This is a genomic window from Streptomyces sp. NPDC058307 (assembly GCF_042880295.1).
Lineage (GTDB): Bacteria > Actinomycetota > Actinomycetes > Streptomycetales > Streptomycetaceae > Streptomyces.
Map to the genome: position 1 here is coordinate 84,361 of NZ_JBHVYZ010000009.1, position 13,898 is coordinate 98,258.

The window sequence follows — 13,898 nt, forward strand, 5'->3', positions numbered from 1 at the left end:
CTAAGCCTTCCTGCCGGGGTCCGGCATCGCCTTCGTCATCCCCGGCAGGAAGTCCGTGAACAGCTCGTGCACCTCCCGTACGAGCGGCCTGAGCACCCGGAACCGGGCCAGCGACACGCCCCTCGCGGTGAGCTTGGCACCGCGCTCCGCGAGCCGGTAACTGCGCTCACGTCCTGCCGTGCGGTCGAAGATCCAGTACAGGACGAGCCCCATCTGGGACAACCACATCAACTCGGGGAGGATGTCCCGCAGTTCCTCGGGCACCTTCGTCCTCGTCGCGCCCCGGAGCACCTCGCGGTGTACGGCGATCGCCTCCACGCGCGCGTGCTCCGACTCGGGCGAGAAGGGACTGAGCGGGCTGTCGGGGTCGGCGGCGTTCTTGAAGAACTGCACCGCGAACTCGTGGTACGGCTGGGCGATGTCCAGCCAGATCTTCAGGACCGCCGCGAGACGCGCCTCCAGGTCGCTCTCCCGGGCCAGGACCTCCCGGACCGCCACCTGGTGCTCGGCGGCGATCCGGTCGTAGAAGCCCTGGATCAGGTGTTCCTTGCCCGCGAAGTAGTAGTACGCGTTGCCGACGGAGACGCCGGCCTCCTGGGCGATGGCCCGCATGGTGGTCTTGTCGTACCCCCGCTCCCGGAACAGCCGCATGGCCGTCTCCAGGATCAGCGCGCGCGTCTGTTCGGACTTGCTCGTCGGCTCGGACTTGCCGGTGGTACCGCCCTCGTCGGGCCCTTCGTTGTTCGCAGGCACGGAGAGAGAGCCTAACCATGCCTGGCCTCAGGCTCGTCGGCCGAGCTCCGGACGCTTGGTGTAGTCGGTGAACCCGAGGACGTTCCCCCACGGGTCGGCGACCTCCATGGTCCAGCCGGTGACCGTGGAGAAGGGCTCGTCGAGCAGTTCGACGCCGGCCGTGCGCAGCTCCCGGGCGGCGGTCCTGGCGTCCGGTACCTCCAGCCACACGCGTGTGGCGGGCCACGGCGGCGGCCGGTGCCCCAGCCCCTCCTCCTGCCGGAGCAGGATCCCGGGCGTCTCGCCGCCCACCTTCAGCAGCGCGATCCCGGCCTCGTCGAGCCGGAAGCCCACCGTGAAGCCCGCGCGCTCGTAGAAGGAGAGCGCCTCGCCGAGGTCCCCGACGGGCAGCAGCACGTTGTCGAATCCGAGCAGTTCGTACGACTGGTCATCTGACATGTCGTCAGATTAAGCCGGGGGTGCCGTAACGGGCTTCTGCGACGCGGTGTCGTCGGGCATGATGACCGGGCGCATTGTCGTCTTTTCGCGGGTCCTCCCGCTTCGGTCCCCAGGAGCAGTCTCCCTTGAGCGAACAGCAGGGTCAGGAACAGCAGGACCCCCAGCAGGGCCCCCAGCAGCCGGGGTATCCGCCGCCGGGCCCCCAGCCGGGCTACCCGCCGCAGGGCCCCCCGCCGGGCTATCAGCAGCCGGGCTACCCGCCCCTCGGATTCCCGCCGCCGGGCTACTACCCGCCGCCCCCGGGGACGTACACCGGAGACCCCAACGCCCCCTACGGCTACGACCCGTACGGACGGCCGTACTCCGACAAGTCGAAGGTCATCGCGGGCATCCTCCAGCTCACCCTGGGCACCCTCGGCGTGGGACGCTTCTACCTGGGCAACGTCGGGATGGGGCTCGCACAACTCTTCACCTGCGGCGGCCTGGGCGTCTGGTCGCTGATCGACGGCATCCTCCTGCTCACCGGGAACGACCACACCGATGAACACGGCCGGATCCTCCGCAGCTAGGGCGCCGGGGGCCGAGACGCCGGTGCCCGTACGGCGCTCCCCCCTCCGCCACCCCGCGACGGCACCCTCGGCGGTGCTCGCCGCGGGGGCCGCCGGTGCCGGGTACCTCTACCGCACCGACCCGCACGAGCCCGGCCACGTCCTGCCGCAGTGTCCGTTCCGGATGCTCACCGGCCTGCTCTGCCCGGCCTGCGGCGGCACCCGCATGGTGTACGACCTGATGCACGGCCACCTCGCCGAGGCCTGGCTGGACAACCGGGCCCTGCTGCTCGCCTCGCCGTACGCCCTCGTCCTGCTGGGCCGCTGGGCGTGGGCGGGCCTGCACGGCCGCCGCTGGCGCCCCACGCTGAGCCCCCGGGCGCAGGTGGCCGTCCTCGCGGTGGCCGTGGCCTGGACGGTGGCCCGCAACATCGTCGGGCCATGACGCCGACGGGACCGTCACAGGTTCCCGTAGCCGTCCCTGCGACCCTCCCGGGCCGGCGTCCGGCGTACGGCCGCCGGCTCACCCGCGAGGCGCTCGGACCGGGTGGCGTCCGCCGTCACCACGGCGGGCACCGGCGTACCGCCCCGCAGGACCCACGGACGCGATCCCGGATTCAGCCCCCGTTCCCGCAGCCGCCCACTCGCCGGGTGCCGAGTGCGATGTCGTCCATGCGGAGGTCGTACGACGAAGGCGTCGGGTTCGCCTGGTAGAGCTGCCAGCCCAGCTTCAGCTTGTCGAAGGCAGGGAACACGAAGTCGTCCCCGGTGCCCCCGTGCTCCTCGGTGGACACGGTCAGGTCGGACCGCTCCACGCCGTCGAGGTACACGGTGACCCGGTTGTCGGTGGCATCGAGGTGGAACTCGACGCACTGCCACGCCCCGGCGACCGCCGGCGAGGAGGTCTTCCAGGAGGTCCAGTCCCCGGTGGGCCCGAGGTCGGATCCGACGCCCCAGAAGTTGCCGCCGTCGGTCGGCGCGAACTGCCCGCCCAGCGGCCGCACGAGCGTCGGCGAGTCCGACCCGGACGCCTCGGCGACGGTCCAGTGGGCCCAGTCCGGCGCCGTGGGAAACCCGGCGACCCGCAGCCGCACCCGCCCCCAGAAGCTGTTGCCGGGCGCGGAGAGCCCCTCGAACACGAGGAAGGCCCGACCATTGCCCTCGGTACGGATCCGCAGCTCACGCCCGTGCCCCGGGGCGCCGCGGACGACGGTCAGCGTGCCGTCGTCCGTGTCGGTGGTCCAGCCCCGTCCACCGGTGACGGGACCGAGGGGGAGCCGGTCGAAGTCCTCCCGGGCCAAGGTTCCGTAGGGAGCGGGAGTCGCGGAGGCAGTGGGGGGTATCGCGAGGAGTACCGCCGCGGCGGCACACAGTGCGGCGGCGGTTTTTCTCAGGAGTGCCATGCGGCCAGTCTGCAACCTGAGCACCACAAGTCACAGGAATGACAGGGGGGTTGGCCGACGCTGACTCCCTCGGTGTCCTGATCGTGCGCGAGGGGTGGGAATCACGCCATCGCCGCGGGCGTCGTGGACAAGCGCGGCACGGTCTCCTTCAGCGCCCGCAACCTGAAGCAGATGAAGAAGTCCCTGGTGGGCCAACGGGCCTTCATCGAGCCCGTCCATCCCCGGCTCTCCGGTGACCTCGAGTCGGCCGTACGGCTGATGCGTGCGGCCGGTGCCAGGGAATGGAGGCGGGCGTCCGAGAAATGAGCGAGGGCCCCGCCCCGGCGCGAACCGGGGGACGGGGCCCAACTCACCGTAGGAGAACGGAGATCAGAAGCGGCGCGTGATCAGCGCTCGCTTCACCTCCTGGATCGCCTTCGTGACCTCGATGCCGCGCGGGCAGGCGTCCGTGCAGTTGAAGGTCGTGCGGCAGCGCCACACGCCGTCGCGGTCGTTGAGGATCTCCAGCCGCTGCTCGCCCGCCTCGTCACGCGAGTCGAAGATGAAGCGGTGCGCGTTGACGATGGCGGCCGGGCCGAAGTACTGGCCGTCGTTCCAGAAGACCGGGCAGGAGGAGGTGCAGGCCGCGCACAGGATGCACTTCGTGGTGTCGTCGAAGCGCTCGCGGTCCTCGGCGGTCTGGAGACGTTCCCGGGTCGGCTCGTTGGTGTCCTTCGTGATCAGGAAGGGCATCACGTCGCGGTACGCCTGGAAGAACGGCTCCATGTCGACCACGAGGTCCTTCAGGACCGTCAGGCCCTTGATGGGCTCGACCGTGATCGGCTTCTCGGGGTTGATGTCCTTGATGAGGGTCTTGCAGGCAAGACGGTTCTTGCCGTTGATCCGCATCGCGTCCGAGCCGCAGATGCCGTGCGCGCAGGAGCGGCGGAAGGTCAGCGTGCCGTCCAGTTCCCACTTGATCTTGTGCAGGGCGTCGAGGACACGTTCCTTCGGGTCGATCTCCAGCTGGAAGTCTTCCCAGGTCGCCTCCCCCGAGACCTCCGAGTTGAAGCGGCGGACACGGAAGGTGGCCGTGATGTACGGGGAGTCGGCGAAGCCGGGCTCGGGCGTGCCGGCCGCGTCCGCCTTGTCCAGGGTCGGGGTTGCCATCAGTACTTACGCTCCATCGGCTGGTAGCGGGTCTGGACGACCGGCTTGTAGTCGAGACGGATGGACTCGGTGCCGTCGTCGCCCACCTCGCGGTACGCCATGGTGTGGCGCATGAAGTTGACGTCGTCGCGGTTCGGGTAGTCCTCGCGGTAGTGACCGCCGCGGGACTCCTTGCGGGCCAGCGCCGACACCGCCATGACCTCGGCCAGGTCGAGCAGGTTGCCCAGCTCGATGGCCTCCAGCAGGTCGGTGTTGAACCGCTTGCCCTTGTCCTGGATCGAGACGTTCAGGTAGCGCTCGCGCAGCTCGGCGATCTTCTCGACCGCCGTCTTGATCGTCTGCTCGGTGCGGAACACCATGACGTTCGCGTCCATGGTCTCCTGCAGCTCGCGGCGGATGACCGACACGCGCTCGGTGCCCGTCGCGTCGCGCAGGCGCTCGACCTGGGCGACGACCAGCTCCGCCGGGTTCTCCGGCAGCTCGACGAAGTCGGCCTTCTGGGAGTACTCGGCGGCGGCGATGCCGGCCCGCTTGCCGAACACGTTGATGTCCAGGAGGGAGTTCGTGCCGAGGCGGTTGGCGCCGTGGACCGAGACGCACGCGACCTCGCCGGCCGCGTACAGGCCCGGGACGACCGTGGTGTTGTCCGCCAGGACCTCACCCTTGACGTTGGTCGGGATGCCGCCCATCGCGTAGTGCGCGGTGGGCTGGATCGGAATCGGGTCCGTGTACGGCTCGATACCGAGGTAGGTGCGCGCGAACTCGGTGATGTCCGGCAGCTTGGCGTCCAGCTGCTCCGGCGGCAGGTGCGTGAGGTCCAGGTAGACGTGGTCGCCCTCGGGACCGCAGCCGCGGCCCTCACGGATCTCCGTGTAGATGGAGCGCGAGACGACGTCACGGGACGCGAGGTCCTTCATGACCGGCGCGTACTTCTCCATGAAGCGCTCGCCGTCCTTGTTGCGCAGGATGCCGCCCTCACCGCGGGCGCCCTCCGTCAGCAGGATGCCCATGCGCCAGATGCCGGTCGGGTGGAACTGGAAGAACTCCATGTCCTCCAGCGGCAGACCCCGGCGGTAGACGGCCGCCTGGCCGTCACCGGTCAGGGTGTGCGCGTTCGATGTCACCTTGAAGAACTTGCCGCAGCCACCGGACGCGTAGATCACGGCCTTCGCCTGGAAGACGTGGATCTCACCGGTCGCCAGCTCGTACGCCACCACACCGGCCGAGCGCTTGACGCCGTCGACCTCGGTGATCAGCTGGTCCAGGACGTAGAACTCGTTGAAGAACTCCACGCCCTCCTTGACGCAGTTCTGGTACAGCGTCTGGAGGATCATGTGGCCGGTGCGGTCGGCCGCGTAGCAGGAGCGGCGGACCGGGGCCTCGCCGTGGTTCCTGGAGTGACCGCCGAAGCGGCGCTGGTCGATCGTGCCGTTCGGGGTGCGGTTGAACGGCAGGCCCATCTTCTCCAGGTCGAGGACCGAGTCGATGGCCTCCTTCGCCAGGATCTCGGCGGCGTCCTGGTCGACCAGGTAGTCACCGCCCTTGACCGTGTCGAAGGTGTGCCACTCCCAGTTGTCCTCCTCCACGTTGGCCAGCGCCGCGGCCATGCCGCCCTGCGCGGCGCCCGTGTGGGAGCGGGTGGGGTACAGCTTGGTCAGGACCGCGGTGCGGCTGCGCTTCGTCGACTCGATGGCCGCGCGCATGCCCGCGCCACCGGCGCCGACGATGACGGTGTCGTACTTGTGGATCTTCATGATTCTCGCAGCCCCGTGCCTAGCGGATGTTCGGGTCGAAGGTGAAGATCACCAGCGTGCCCAGCAGGATGGTGAACACCGTGGCGGTGTAGAGCAGGCCCTTGAGCCACAGCCGGGTGCCCGGCCGCTCCGCGTAGTCGTTGATGATTGTGCGCAGGCCGTTGGCGCCGTGCAGCATCGCGAGCCAGAGCATCAGCAGGTCCCAGACCTGCCAGAACGGGGACGCCCAGCGGCCCGCGACGAACGCGAAGCCGACCTTGGAGACGCCGCCGTCCAGCACGAGCTGGATCAGCAGGTGGCCGATGACCAGGACGACCAGCACGATGCCGGACAGGCGCATGAACAGCCAGGCGGCCATCTCGAAGTTGCCCCGCGTGGACTTCGGGGACTTCTTGGTGCGCTTGCGCGGGGCCTCGATGAGGGGCGCCGGGTTGTCGACGCCGTAACCGGAGGGGCCCTCGACGGGGCCGATACCGGAAGGGGTGGTTTCAGTGGTCGCCATCGGTATCAGCTCCCGAACAGTTCACGAGCGGCGTGGCCGAGGACGGGGTAGATCGCCCCGAGCATCAGCACGACCCAGACGCCGGCCACGGCCCAGAACATCTGCTTCTGGTAGCGCGGGCCCTTCGACCAGAAGTCGACGGCGATGACGCGCAGGCCGTTGAGCGCGTGGAAGAGGATGGCGGCCACGAGGCCGTACTCCAGACACGCGACGATCGGGGTCTTGTATGTGGCTACGACCTTGTCGTAGTCCTCGGGTGAGACACGGACGAGAGCGGTGTCCAGCACGTGAACGAACAGGAAGAAGAAGATGAGGACGCCGGTGACTCGATGAGCCACCCAGGACCACATTCCTTCCCGGCCGCGGTACAGCGTTCCAGCCGGCACGGAAGTCCCTCCGGGAGCGGGGTATCGGGGCCAGCCGGCTTGTGCTGTCGGTCGGGCCCGGCCGGGTACGGTCCACCGGCCCCCAGCATCGTAGCGATGCGCTGCCGCTGGGCTTAGCCCGGGCCTACCTGTGTGATCAAAGTGGCACGCAGATGGGGGAACTCGATGGCTGATGGGGTGGTCTGAGCCGTTATGTGCCGGGCGCGGTGCCATAGAGGCTGGTCGCACCCCGCGCGGCACAGCGACTACAGCCCGGCGCCCCTGAGGGCGGACATCAGCCGGCCCCTGGCGATACGCCGGAGTTCCTCCGCCGCCACCATCCGTTCTTCCTCCGGATCGTTTGTCAATCGTGACCGGATGCCCGCCAGGACGTGGTCCAGGGCCTCCGCCGGGGGCAGGCCGTCCAGGCAGATGACGAAGGCGTGGCCGAACCGGGCCTCGTACGCCGCGTGGGCCGCGTCCATCGCCATGTGGGCGGCCGAGTAGGCGCCCTCCGGCAGAACGGGGAGCGTCTCGCCCGCCAGGGCCTCGGAGAGATCCGACACCGTCAGGTCGTACGCCGCCTCGTCCGCGGCCGCGAGCAGCGCGTCCACGGTCGGGTAGGGACGGTGGGCCACGACCCGCTCCGCCCAGCGCAGGCTGCGCAGACACTCCAGGAGCAGGGGCCGTGCCTCGTCGGCGGGCGCGCTGTTGAAGGCGTCCAGGACGGTGGGCAGGGACGGTACGGCCAGTCGGCCGGGAGAATGTGTGGGCGTCACGTGTGTTTCGGCAGGGGAAGCTGTGAGCGATGTGACCTCACGTTATCGAGAGTGGACATGACCTGTCCGACGGATGCCCGAATTTCACCCGCACGGGAGAGTTTCGGAACGTGTGGTGGACACGGCTCCCTCCCTCGAGGCCCTAGGTTGAAAATGTGAGCCAGCACAGGAAGCGACCGGAGAAGCAGGCACGGGGGCTGATCGTGGGGGCGGTGGCCGTCACCGTCGCGGCCGGGGTGAGCCTCGGGCTGTGGGCGGGCGGCGACAGCGGCCCGGCCGGATCGGCCATGTCCCAGGCCCAGTCCCCCTCGGGCGGCGCAGCGGAAGGCGCCCCCACCCCTTCGAGATCCCCGAGCCCGGCCCCCCGCCCCACTCGGTCCTACCCCCTGTCCACCACGCCCCGCACCATCCCCGCCGTCCGCGCCCACACCCCGGCGCGCGGCCCCGGCTGGCGTCCCGCCCGCGGGCTGCGCGTGGTCGTGAACGACGCCGACCTCGCCGACGAGGGGCGCCTTCTCGCCGGCGAGCTGGGGCTGACGTACGCCGGGCAGAAGGAGGACGTACGTGCCGGGGACGTACGCCTCACGCTCAATGACGACGAAGGGGCGGACCCGGAGTCGTACCGCATGACCGTGCGCGGCGGGCGGGTCGCCATCAGCGGGCCGGGCGACGCGGGCGTGTTCTACGGCACCCGCACGCTCAAGCAGGAGGTGCACGGCGGCGCCACGGCACCGGAGGGCGTCGTGCGCGACGAGCCCGCCAAGCCGGTACGCGGGTTCTCCCTGGACATCGCGCGCAAGAACTTCACGGCCGGCTGGATCGAGGACCGGGTCCGGGAGCTGGGCGACCTGAAGTTCAACCGGCTCCAGCTGCACTTCTCCGACGACCAGGCGTTCCGGATCGAGTCCGTCTCGCACCCGGAGATCGTGTCGAAGCAGCACCTGACCAAGGCGCAGGTGAAGAGGATCGTCGCCCTCGCGGCCCAGCGGCACATCACCGTCGTACCGGAGATCGACTCGCCCGGGCATCTGGGGGCCGTCATCGCCGCGCACCCCGAGCTTCAGCTGCGCAGTGCGGCGGGGAACGCGGCGAGCGGGGCCGTCGACATCTCCAACCCCGCCTCCGCCAAGATCGTCGACGACCTGCTGAACGAGTACGCGGGCCTGTTCCCCGGCGCCGACTGGCACCTCGGCGGTGACGAGTACCGCGCGCTGATGGTGTCCGACCCGGAGGCGACCTACCCGCAGCTCGCCACCGCCGCCAGGAAGGCCTACGGTGCCGGCGCCGGCGTCGAGGACCTGACCACGGGCTGGCTCAACGACCGCGCCGCCACCGTCCGGAAGCACGGCAAGGCCCCGCTCGCGTGGAACGACGGATTCTTCCGGGGGACGTCCGTCCGGGCCGCCGGCGACATCCGGGTGGGGTACTGGACGGGCAAGGAGATCGGCGCCCGGCAGCCGGTGGAGTACCTGAGCGCGGGACGCAAGGTCGTCAACTACAACGACGAGTTCCTCTACTACGTCCTCGGACAGCCCAACCAGTTCTACTACCCGACCGGACAGCGGATCTTCGAGCAGTGGACCCCGAGAGTCGTACGCGGCACGGTGGCCGTCCCCGCGAAGTACGACGCCCAGATCCTCGGCGGCTACTTCGCGGTCTGGTGCGACTTCTCGAACGCGCAGACGCAGGACCAGGTCGCGGCGGGCATCCGGATGCCGCTGCGGGCGACCGTGCAGAAGCTGTGGGACCCGGGGAAGCCCGCCCTGACCTGGTCCCGGTTCAAGGCACTGGGGGACCGGCTGGGCTGAGGAACCGGGGATTCCTGTGGACGTACGGGCCTCGCAAACCGTATGTTCCGCAAGCCGCGCGTGAGGCTCTGGGGAGAACCCGCGCGGCCTGTGGAACATCCACAGCTCGCTGATCGGCCATGTCTCGGGGGGACCCCACCATGCTCTGCACGCGCTGCCATCACTTCGAAGCGGCACCGGACGGCGTCCTGTGCACACAGTGCGCCGTCCCGTCCGGGTTCCAGGCTCCGCCGGTCGGCGCGCCGAAGCTCTGGCTGCGCTCGCCGGTCGGGCTCGGGCGGGCCACCGCGGCGCTGCTCGCGGTGGCCGCGGCCGTCGACGGATTGAACCTCGGCGCGCACCTCCTCGTGTACGACGTCTCCGGCGACCTCGCCGGCGGCGACTCCGGGGCCGGCGTACGGGACCGGTCCGACCTGGCGGACACGCTCACCGACGTGGCCGGTGCCGCACAGGCGCTCGTGCTGGTGGTCTGCGCCGTCGTCTTCGTCGTCTGGCTGTGGCGGGTCCGGCGCAACGCCGAGGTGTTCGCCCCGGACGGACACCGCAAGGCGCGCGGCTGGGTGATCGCCGGCTGGGTCGTGCCGATCGTGAGCCTGTGGTACCCGCGCCGGGTCGTGGCCGACATCTGGGACGCGAGCGGCACGGGGGACAAGCCCGACGGGCATGGCCTGATCAACGCCTGGTGGACGCTGTGGCTCCTCACGATCCCCCTCGGGGAGTTCCTGTACACCGCGTTCGACCGCGCCGACACCTTCCAGGAGATCCACGACGCCGTGCCGCAGGCGATGCTCGCCGACGGTCTCGACCTCGTGGCCGCCCTGCTCGCCGCCGCCGTCGTGCTGCGGCTGACCCGGATGCAGAACGAGAAGGCCCACCGGGGACCCGAGGCACCCGTCGCCGGGTGACGGATTTGGTCCATCCTGCTGCGAACTGCCGTACGAATGTGGTGTATTCGGGCCGGAACCGTACCGAGCAGTCAAGGGGGGCCGGGATGGGCTACTGGGGTTATTTCGTCGTGGGCCGCGCGGCACGGCCGCTGGCCGAGCTGGACGCGCTGGCCGGCGCCCAGGGCATGGTCCTGCGCGAGTCGGCGCCCGGCGGATGGCAGGTCTGGGAGTACGCGAGCGGCGAGGGCGACGTCGGGAACATGAACGCCCTCGCCCTGGAGACCGGTTCACCCGCGCTCTTCGGATACGTCATGGACAGCGCCTCGGTGGTCCTGGAGGCGGCGGGGCCCGAGAGCGGGGCCTGGTCGACCTGTCTGGCCCGGGCCGCCATGGCGAGGTACCTCGGGGCCGGCGCCTCCGACGAGGAGGGGCCGACCCTGGAGGACTACTTCCTCGAACCCCGGGACGCGGCCGCACGGGCCGTCGCCTGGGCCGCGGAGGCGGGCCACCAGGTGGCCGAGGAGCCCCTGCTCGACGTACTGAGCGCCGAACCGGACCCGTTGGCCGAAAACCTCTTCTTCCGTATGCTCGACCGGCTCGGTGTGGTGCCCCTGTGACACTCCCGGGCAATCGCGCGCAGTAAGGGGAAGTGCGGGTTCCGTGAGGGAATGCCGCTCGGCGAGGGAGGCGTGCATGAGTCTGGTGGAGCTGATCGGCCAGGCCGACGAACGCGGACTGGCCGCCAGCGGGTTGGCTTGTTTGGATCGGTGCGTACCGCTGCTCGGCGGCGACGACGAGGTCCTGCGGCCCCTGTGGGCGGGGCTCGCGGACGACGCCGGCGCCGAGGAGTGGGGCGAACGGCTGGAGCAGGTGCGGGGAAAGCTGGGCGGGGAGTTCGGGACGGGTGGCTCAGGTGGCTCAGGTGGCTCAGGTGGCTCGGGTGGCTCCGGTGACGACGAGGCCGTGTCGCTGGCCCGCCGGATGCTCGCCGCCGCGCCGGCCGAGCGGTCCGCCGCCGGGCTACGGGCGTGGGCCGACGCCTGCTCGGTCGCCGCGCTGCGGATCCACCGGCTGCTCGACCCCCTGAAGGACGCCGGCGACTCGGTCGACGCCCGCCGTGAGGGCCGTACGGAGGGCATGTCCCCCCTCGTCGCCGCCGAACTGCGCCGTCAGATCACCGTCCTGGAACTCCTCGCCGGCCACGGCCCGGCAGGACTGCGCCCCGCTCTGGAGGTCTCGACGGAGGGCCGCCGGGTGCTGCGCGCGGTGGTGTCCCGCAGGAGCCGGCGGCGGGGCTGAGCACCGGCGGCCCACTGGGCGAATCGCTTACCGGAGGAGCCACTTGACCGCGGGAGGGACGAATCGTCGCCCCGGCGTCAACCTCGGTGCCGAGAGGGTCCTGTGACCGTCCGGGGAGGGTTGCGGTGACGGTGCGCCGGTCCTGTACCGGTCCGGGGGAAGGCCCCTGATCCGGGTGACGAAACACCCTGCCGAAACGCTTTTCCCTTGTGATGACTGATGTGACGAGTGATCTGACGAGTGATGTGACGGCCCGCCGGACATCCGCTCCCGCCCCCAGGCCCTCCGCCGCGGCCAGACCCATGAGGTGGGCCGCCGACGCGGTGTCGGCCCTGCGCGAGGGCGCACGCGTCCGGCTCGACTACTCGGCGCAGAGCCTGTGGCGCGTGGACCGACTGATCGAGGAGATACGGCGGGAGGGGGCACCGTACGCCGCCGTGGAGACCGTGCTGCGCGGGCTCGGCGCCTACGCCGGTGAGGTCGTCGTCCGCCAGACCGGTGCCGAGTGGTGGACGAGCGGCGGCGAGCACTGGATCCGTACGCCCGACGGACGGCTGTGGGACCCGGTGGACGAGGCCCGCCGCTGCTTCGCCGGGGACGGCTCGCTGCGGCTGCTGTGCCGCGATGCGACGGACGGTGTGCGGCGCTGACCGCGCGGACGAAGACGGGCGAGGCAAAAACACCGTAATAAGAGACGCTGCCGTTCCCAAGGGAGCGGTGGCGGGCGCACGATGGGGTCATGGCCGACAACCGTCGTTGGTGGGCGCTGGTGGTCATCGCGCTCGCCCAGTTGATGGTCGTGCTGGACATGACCATCGTCAACATCGCCCTGCCGTCCGCCCAGGCCGACCTGGACATGTCGGACGCGAACAGACAGTGGGTCATCACCGCCTACACCCTCGCCTTCGGGGGCCTGCTGTTGCTCGGCGGGCGGATCGCCGACCTCGCCGGGCGCAAGACCGCCTTCATGATCGGGCTCCTCGGGTTCGCCGCCGCCTCCGCGCTCGGCGGGGCCGCGACGGGCCAGGGGATGCTGTTCGGGGCGCGGGCCCTGCAGGGCGTGTTCGCCGCGCTGCTCGCGCCGTCCGCGCTGTCCCTGCTCGCGACGACGTTCACCGAACCCAAGGAACGGGCCAAGGCCTTCGGGGTGTTCGGCGCGATCGTCGGGGCGGGCGCCGCGATCGGGCTGCTCGCGGGCGGGCTGCTCACCGAGTATCTGGACTGGCGCTGGTGCCTGTACGTCAACGTGCCCATCGCGCTGGTCGCGTTCGCGGGCGCGTGGGCGATCCTCGCGCCCGGCGGACGGCATCCCGACGCCCACCTCGACGTGCCGGGCGCGCTGCTCGGCTCGGGCGGGATGCTGTCGCTGGTGTACGGCTTCTCCGAGGCGGCGTCCCGGGGTTGGGGCGACGGGCTCGTGGTGGGCCTGCTGGTCGCCGGAGTCGTCCTGCTCGCCGCCTTCGGGGTGTGGCAGACCCGGGCGCGGGTGCCGTTGCTGCCGATGTCGGTGGTCAAGGACAGGCAGCGCGTCGGCGCCTTCCTGACCGTCCTGTTCGTCACCGTCGGGATGTTCGGCGTCTTCCTCTTCCTGACCTACTACCTCCAGGGCGTCCTCGGATGGTCGCCGCTGAAGACCGGGCTCGCGTATCTGCCGATGACCGCCGCGATGATCGTCGGCTCCACGCAGATCGCCGCGCGGCTGCTGAGCAAGGTCCCGCCGAGGACGCTGATCGTGCCCGGACTGCTCGTGGCCGCGGGAGGACTGGCGATCATCGCGCAGGTCGGCGTGGAACCGGCCTACGCCTCCCACGTCCTGCCCGGGATGCTGATGCTGGGCCTCGGCATGAGTACGGCGATGATGACCTCCATCTCGCTGGCCACCGGAAGTGTCGCGCCGCGCGACTCGGGGGCGGCCTCGGCGACCTTCAACACGGCCCAGCAGGTGGGCGGTTCGATCGGTACGGCCCTGCTGAACACGATCGCCGCGAGCGTCACCGCGACCTACCTGACCGCGCACGCCGGACCCGGCGTCGACAAGCGGCTGCTGCAGGCCGAGGCCACGGTGCACGGCTTCAACGTGGCCACCTGGTGGGCGTTCGGCGCGCTGCTGCTGGCCGCACTGATCGCGGGAGTCGTGGTGAACGCGGAACGGGCGCCCACTCCCCAGGGTGCGGGGGAGCGGACGCCCGAGCCGGTGGATTCGGCGCTGTAGC

General features: G+C 70.6%; 17 protein-coding genes. 9 read left to right on the forward strand and 8 right to left on the reverse strand.

Annotated features, from left to right (window positions below; genetic code table 11):
• The gene (locus ACFVYN_RS09515) at positions 1 to 753 is read right to left on the reverse strand and encodes a TetR family transcriptional regulator (protein WP_389994918.1); all 753 of its coding nucleotides are present in this window, start codon (positions 751 to 753) and stop codon (positions 1 to 3) included.
• A gap of 27 nt (positions 754 to 780) precedes the next feature.
• Complete coding sequence (locus ACFVYN_RS09520) at positions 781 to 1,191, reverse strand: VOC family protein (protein WP_389994920.1); 411 nt, start codon at positions 1,189 to 1,191, stop codon at positions 781 to 783.
• A 125-nt stretch (positions 1,192 to 1,316) separates the two neighbouring features.
• On the opposite strand from ACFVYN_RS09520, the gene ACFVYN_RS09525 reads away from it, so the two are divergent.
• On the forward strand, positions 1,317 to 1,760 hold the full coding sequence (locus tag ACFVYN_RS09525) for a TM2 domain-containing protein (RefSeq protein WP_389994923.1): 444 nt from the start codon (positions 1,317 to 1,319) through the stop codon (positions 1,758 to 1,760).
• Positions 1,732 to 2,184 carry a DUF2752 domain-containing protein gene (locus tag ACFVYN_RS09530; RefSeq protein ID WP_389994926.1) on the forward strand — a complete coding sequence of 151 codons (453 nt, stop codon included), beginning with the start codon at positions 1,732 to 1,734 and terminating at the stop codon, positions 2,182 to 2,184. Before ACFVYN_RS09525 ends, ACFVYN_RS09530 begins: the two co-directional genes overlap by 29 nt.
• Positions 2,185 to 2,356: 172 nt before the next feature.
• Here ACFVYN_RS09530 and ACFVYN_RS09535 read toward each other — a convergent pair whose 3' ends face one another.
• Positions 2,357 to 3,142: a hypothetical protein gene (locus tag ACFVYN_RS09535; protein ID WP_389994928.1), complete on the reverse strand. Its 786-nt coding sequence runs from the start codon at positions 3,140 to 3,142 to the stop codon at positions 2,357 to 2,359.
• 123 nt (positions 3,143 to 3,265) lie between these two features.
• On the opposite strand from ACFVYN_RS09535, the gene ACFVYN_RS09540 reads away from it, so the two are divergent.
• Positions 3,266 to 3,448, forward strand: a complete 183-nt coding sequence (locus tag ACFVYN_RS09540; protein ID WP_389994931.1) for a hypothetical protein — start codon at positions 3,266 to 3,268, stop codon at positions 3,446 to 3,448.
• A 63-nt stretch (positions 3,449 to 3,511) separates the two neighbouring features.
• Here the strand turns inward: ACFVYN_RS09540 and ACFVYN_RS09545 are convergent, their stop codons facing one another.
• From ACFVYN_RS09545 to ACFVYN_RS09565, 5 genes are all read right to left on the reverse strand, one after another.
• Positions 3,512 to 4,291: a succinate dehydrogenase iron-sulfur subunit gene (locus tag ACFVYN_RS09545; protein ID WP_389994934.1), complete on the reverse strand. Its 780-nt coding sequence runs from the start codon at positions 4,289 to 4,291 to the stop codon at positions 3,512 to 3,514.
• Complete coding sequence (gene sdhA / locus ACFVYN_RS09550; protein ID WP_389994937.1) at positions 4,291 to 6,045, reverse strand: succinate dehydrogenase flavoprotein subunit; 1,755 nt, start codon at positions 6,043 to 6,045, stop codon at positions 4,291 to 4,293. Before sdhA ends, ACFVYN_RS09545 begins: the two co-directional genes overlap by 1 nt.
• Positions 6,046 to 6,064: 19 nt before the next feature.
• The gene (locus ACFVYN_RS09555) at positions 6,065 to 6,547 is read right to left on the reverse strand and encodes a succinate dehydrogenase hydrophobic membrane anchor subunit (protein ID WP_389994940.1); all 483 of its coding nucleotides are present in this window, start codon (positions 6,545 to 6,547) and stop codon (positions 6,065 to 6,067) included.
• 5 nt (positions 6,548 to 6,552) lie between these two features.
• Positions 6,553 to 6,933 (reverse strand): succinate dehydrogenase, cytochrome b556 subunit, encoded by a 381-nt coding sequence (gene sdhC, locus ACFVYN_RS09560; RefSeq protein ID WP_389994943.1) that lies wholly within the window; start codon positions 6,931 to 6,933, stop codon positions 6,553 to 6,555.
• Between the two features lie 245 nt (positions 6,934 to 7,178).
• The gene (locus ACFVYN_RS09565) at positions 7,179 to 7,691 is read right to left on the reverse strand and encodes a 2-oxo-4-hydroxy-4-carboxy-5-ureidoimidazoline decarboxylase (protein ID WP_389994946.1); all 513 of its coding nucleotides are present in this window, start codon (positions 7,689 to 7,691) and stop codon (positions 7,179 to 7,181) included.
• 155 nt (positions 7,692 to 7,846) lie between these two features.
• Between ACFVYN_RS09565 and ACFVYN_RS09570 the strand changes: the two genes are divergently transcribed.
• The 6 genes from ACFVYN_RS09570 (at position 7,847) to ACFVYN_RS09595 (ending at position 13,897) form a co-directional block, all read left to right on the forward strand.
• Entirely contained in the window at positions 7,847 to 9,499 is a 1,653-nt protein-coding gene (locus tag ACFVYN_RS09570; protein WP_389994949.1) for a family 20 glycosylhydrolase, read from the forward strand.
• A gap of 140 nt (positions 9,500 to 9,639) precedes the next feature.
• On the forward strand, positions 9,640 to 10,404 hold the full coding sequence (locus ACFVYN_RS09575) for a DUF4328 domain-containing protein (RefSeq protein ID WP_389994952.1): 765 nt from the start codon (positions 9,640 to 9,642) through the stop codon (positions 10,402 to 10,404).
• A gap of 86 nt (positions 10,405 to 10,490) precedes the next feature.
• Entirely contained in the window at positions 10,491 to 11,003 is a 513-nt protein-coding gene (locus ACFVYN_RS09580) for a hypothetical protein (RefSeq protein ID WP_389994955.1), read from the forward strand.
• Between the two features lie 76 nt (positions 11,004 to 11,079).
• Positions 11,080 to 11,685 (forward strand): hypothetical protein, encoded by a 606-nt coding sequence (locus ACFVYN_RS09585; RefSeq protein WP_389994958.1) that lies wholly within the window; start codon positions 11,080 to 11,082, stop codon positions 11,683 to 11,685.
• Between the two features lie 212 nt (positions 11,686 to 11,897).
• Complete coding sequence (locus ACFVYN_RS09590) at positions 11,898 to 12,335, forward strand: hypothetical protein (RefSeq protein ID WP_389994961.1); 438 nt, start codon at positions 11,898 to 11,900, stop codon at positions 12,333 to 12,335.
• An 89-nt stretch (positions 12,336 to 12,424) separates the two neighbouring features.
• Positions 12,425 to 13,897 (forward strand): MFS transporter, encoded by a 1,473-nt coding sequence (locus tag ACFVYN_RS09595; RefSeq protein WP_389994963.1) that lies wholly within the window; start codon positions 12,425 to 12,427, stop codon positions 13,895 to 13,897.
• Position 13,898 lies beyond the last annotated feature (1 nt).

Bases quoted from the DNA above. Each gene is read 5' to 3' on its own strand.
- ACFVYN_RS09530 (WP_389994926.1), top strand. From the start codon at position 1,732: ATGAACACGGCCGGATCCTCCGCAGCTAGGGCGCCGGGGGCCGAGACG.
- ACFVYN_RS09595 (WP_389994963.1), top strand. From the start codon at position 12,425: ATGGCCGACAACCGTCGTTGGTGGGCGCTGGTGGTCATCGCGCTCGCC.
- ACFVYN_RS09575 (WP_389994952.1), top strand. From the start codon at position 9,640: ATGCTCTGCACGCGCTGCCATCACTTCGAAGCGGCACCGGACGGCGTC.
- ACFVYN_RS09590 (WP_389994961.1), top strand. From the start codon at position 11,898: ATGACTGATGTGACGAGTGATCTGACGAGTGATGTGACGGCCCGCCGG.
- ACFVYN_RS09585 (WP_389994958.1), top strand. From the start codon at position 11,080: ATGAGTCTGGTGGAGCTGATCGGCCAGGCCGACGAACGCGGACTGGCC.
- ACFVYN_RS09580 (WP_389994955.1), top strand. From the start codon at position 10,491: ATGGGCTACTGGGGTTATTTCGTCGTGGGCCGCGCGGCACGGCCGCTG.
- ACFVYN_RS09535 (WP_389994928.1), bottom strand. From the start codon at position 3,142: ATGGCACTCCTGAGAAAAACCGCCGCCGCACTGTGTGCCGCCGCGGCG.
- sdhA (WP_389994937.1), bottom strand. From the start codon at position 6,045: ATGAAGATCCACAAGTACGACACCGTCATCGTCGGCGCCGGTGGCGCG.
- ACFVYN_RS09520 (WP_389994920.1), bottom strand. From the start codon at position 1,191: ATGTCAGATGACCAGTCGTACGAACTGCTCGGATTCGACAACGTGCTG.
- ACFVYN_RS09545 (WP_389994934.1), bottom strand. From the start codon at position 4,291: ATGGCAACCCCGACCCTGGACAAGGCGGACGCGGCCGGCACGCCCGAG.
- ACFVYN_RS09555 (WP_389994940.1), bottom strand. From the start codon at position 6,547: ATGGCGACCACTGAAACCACCCCTTCCGGTATCGGCCCCGTCGAGGGC.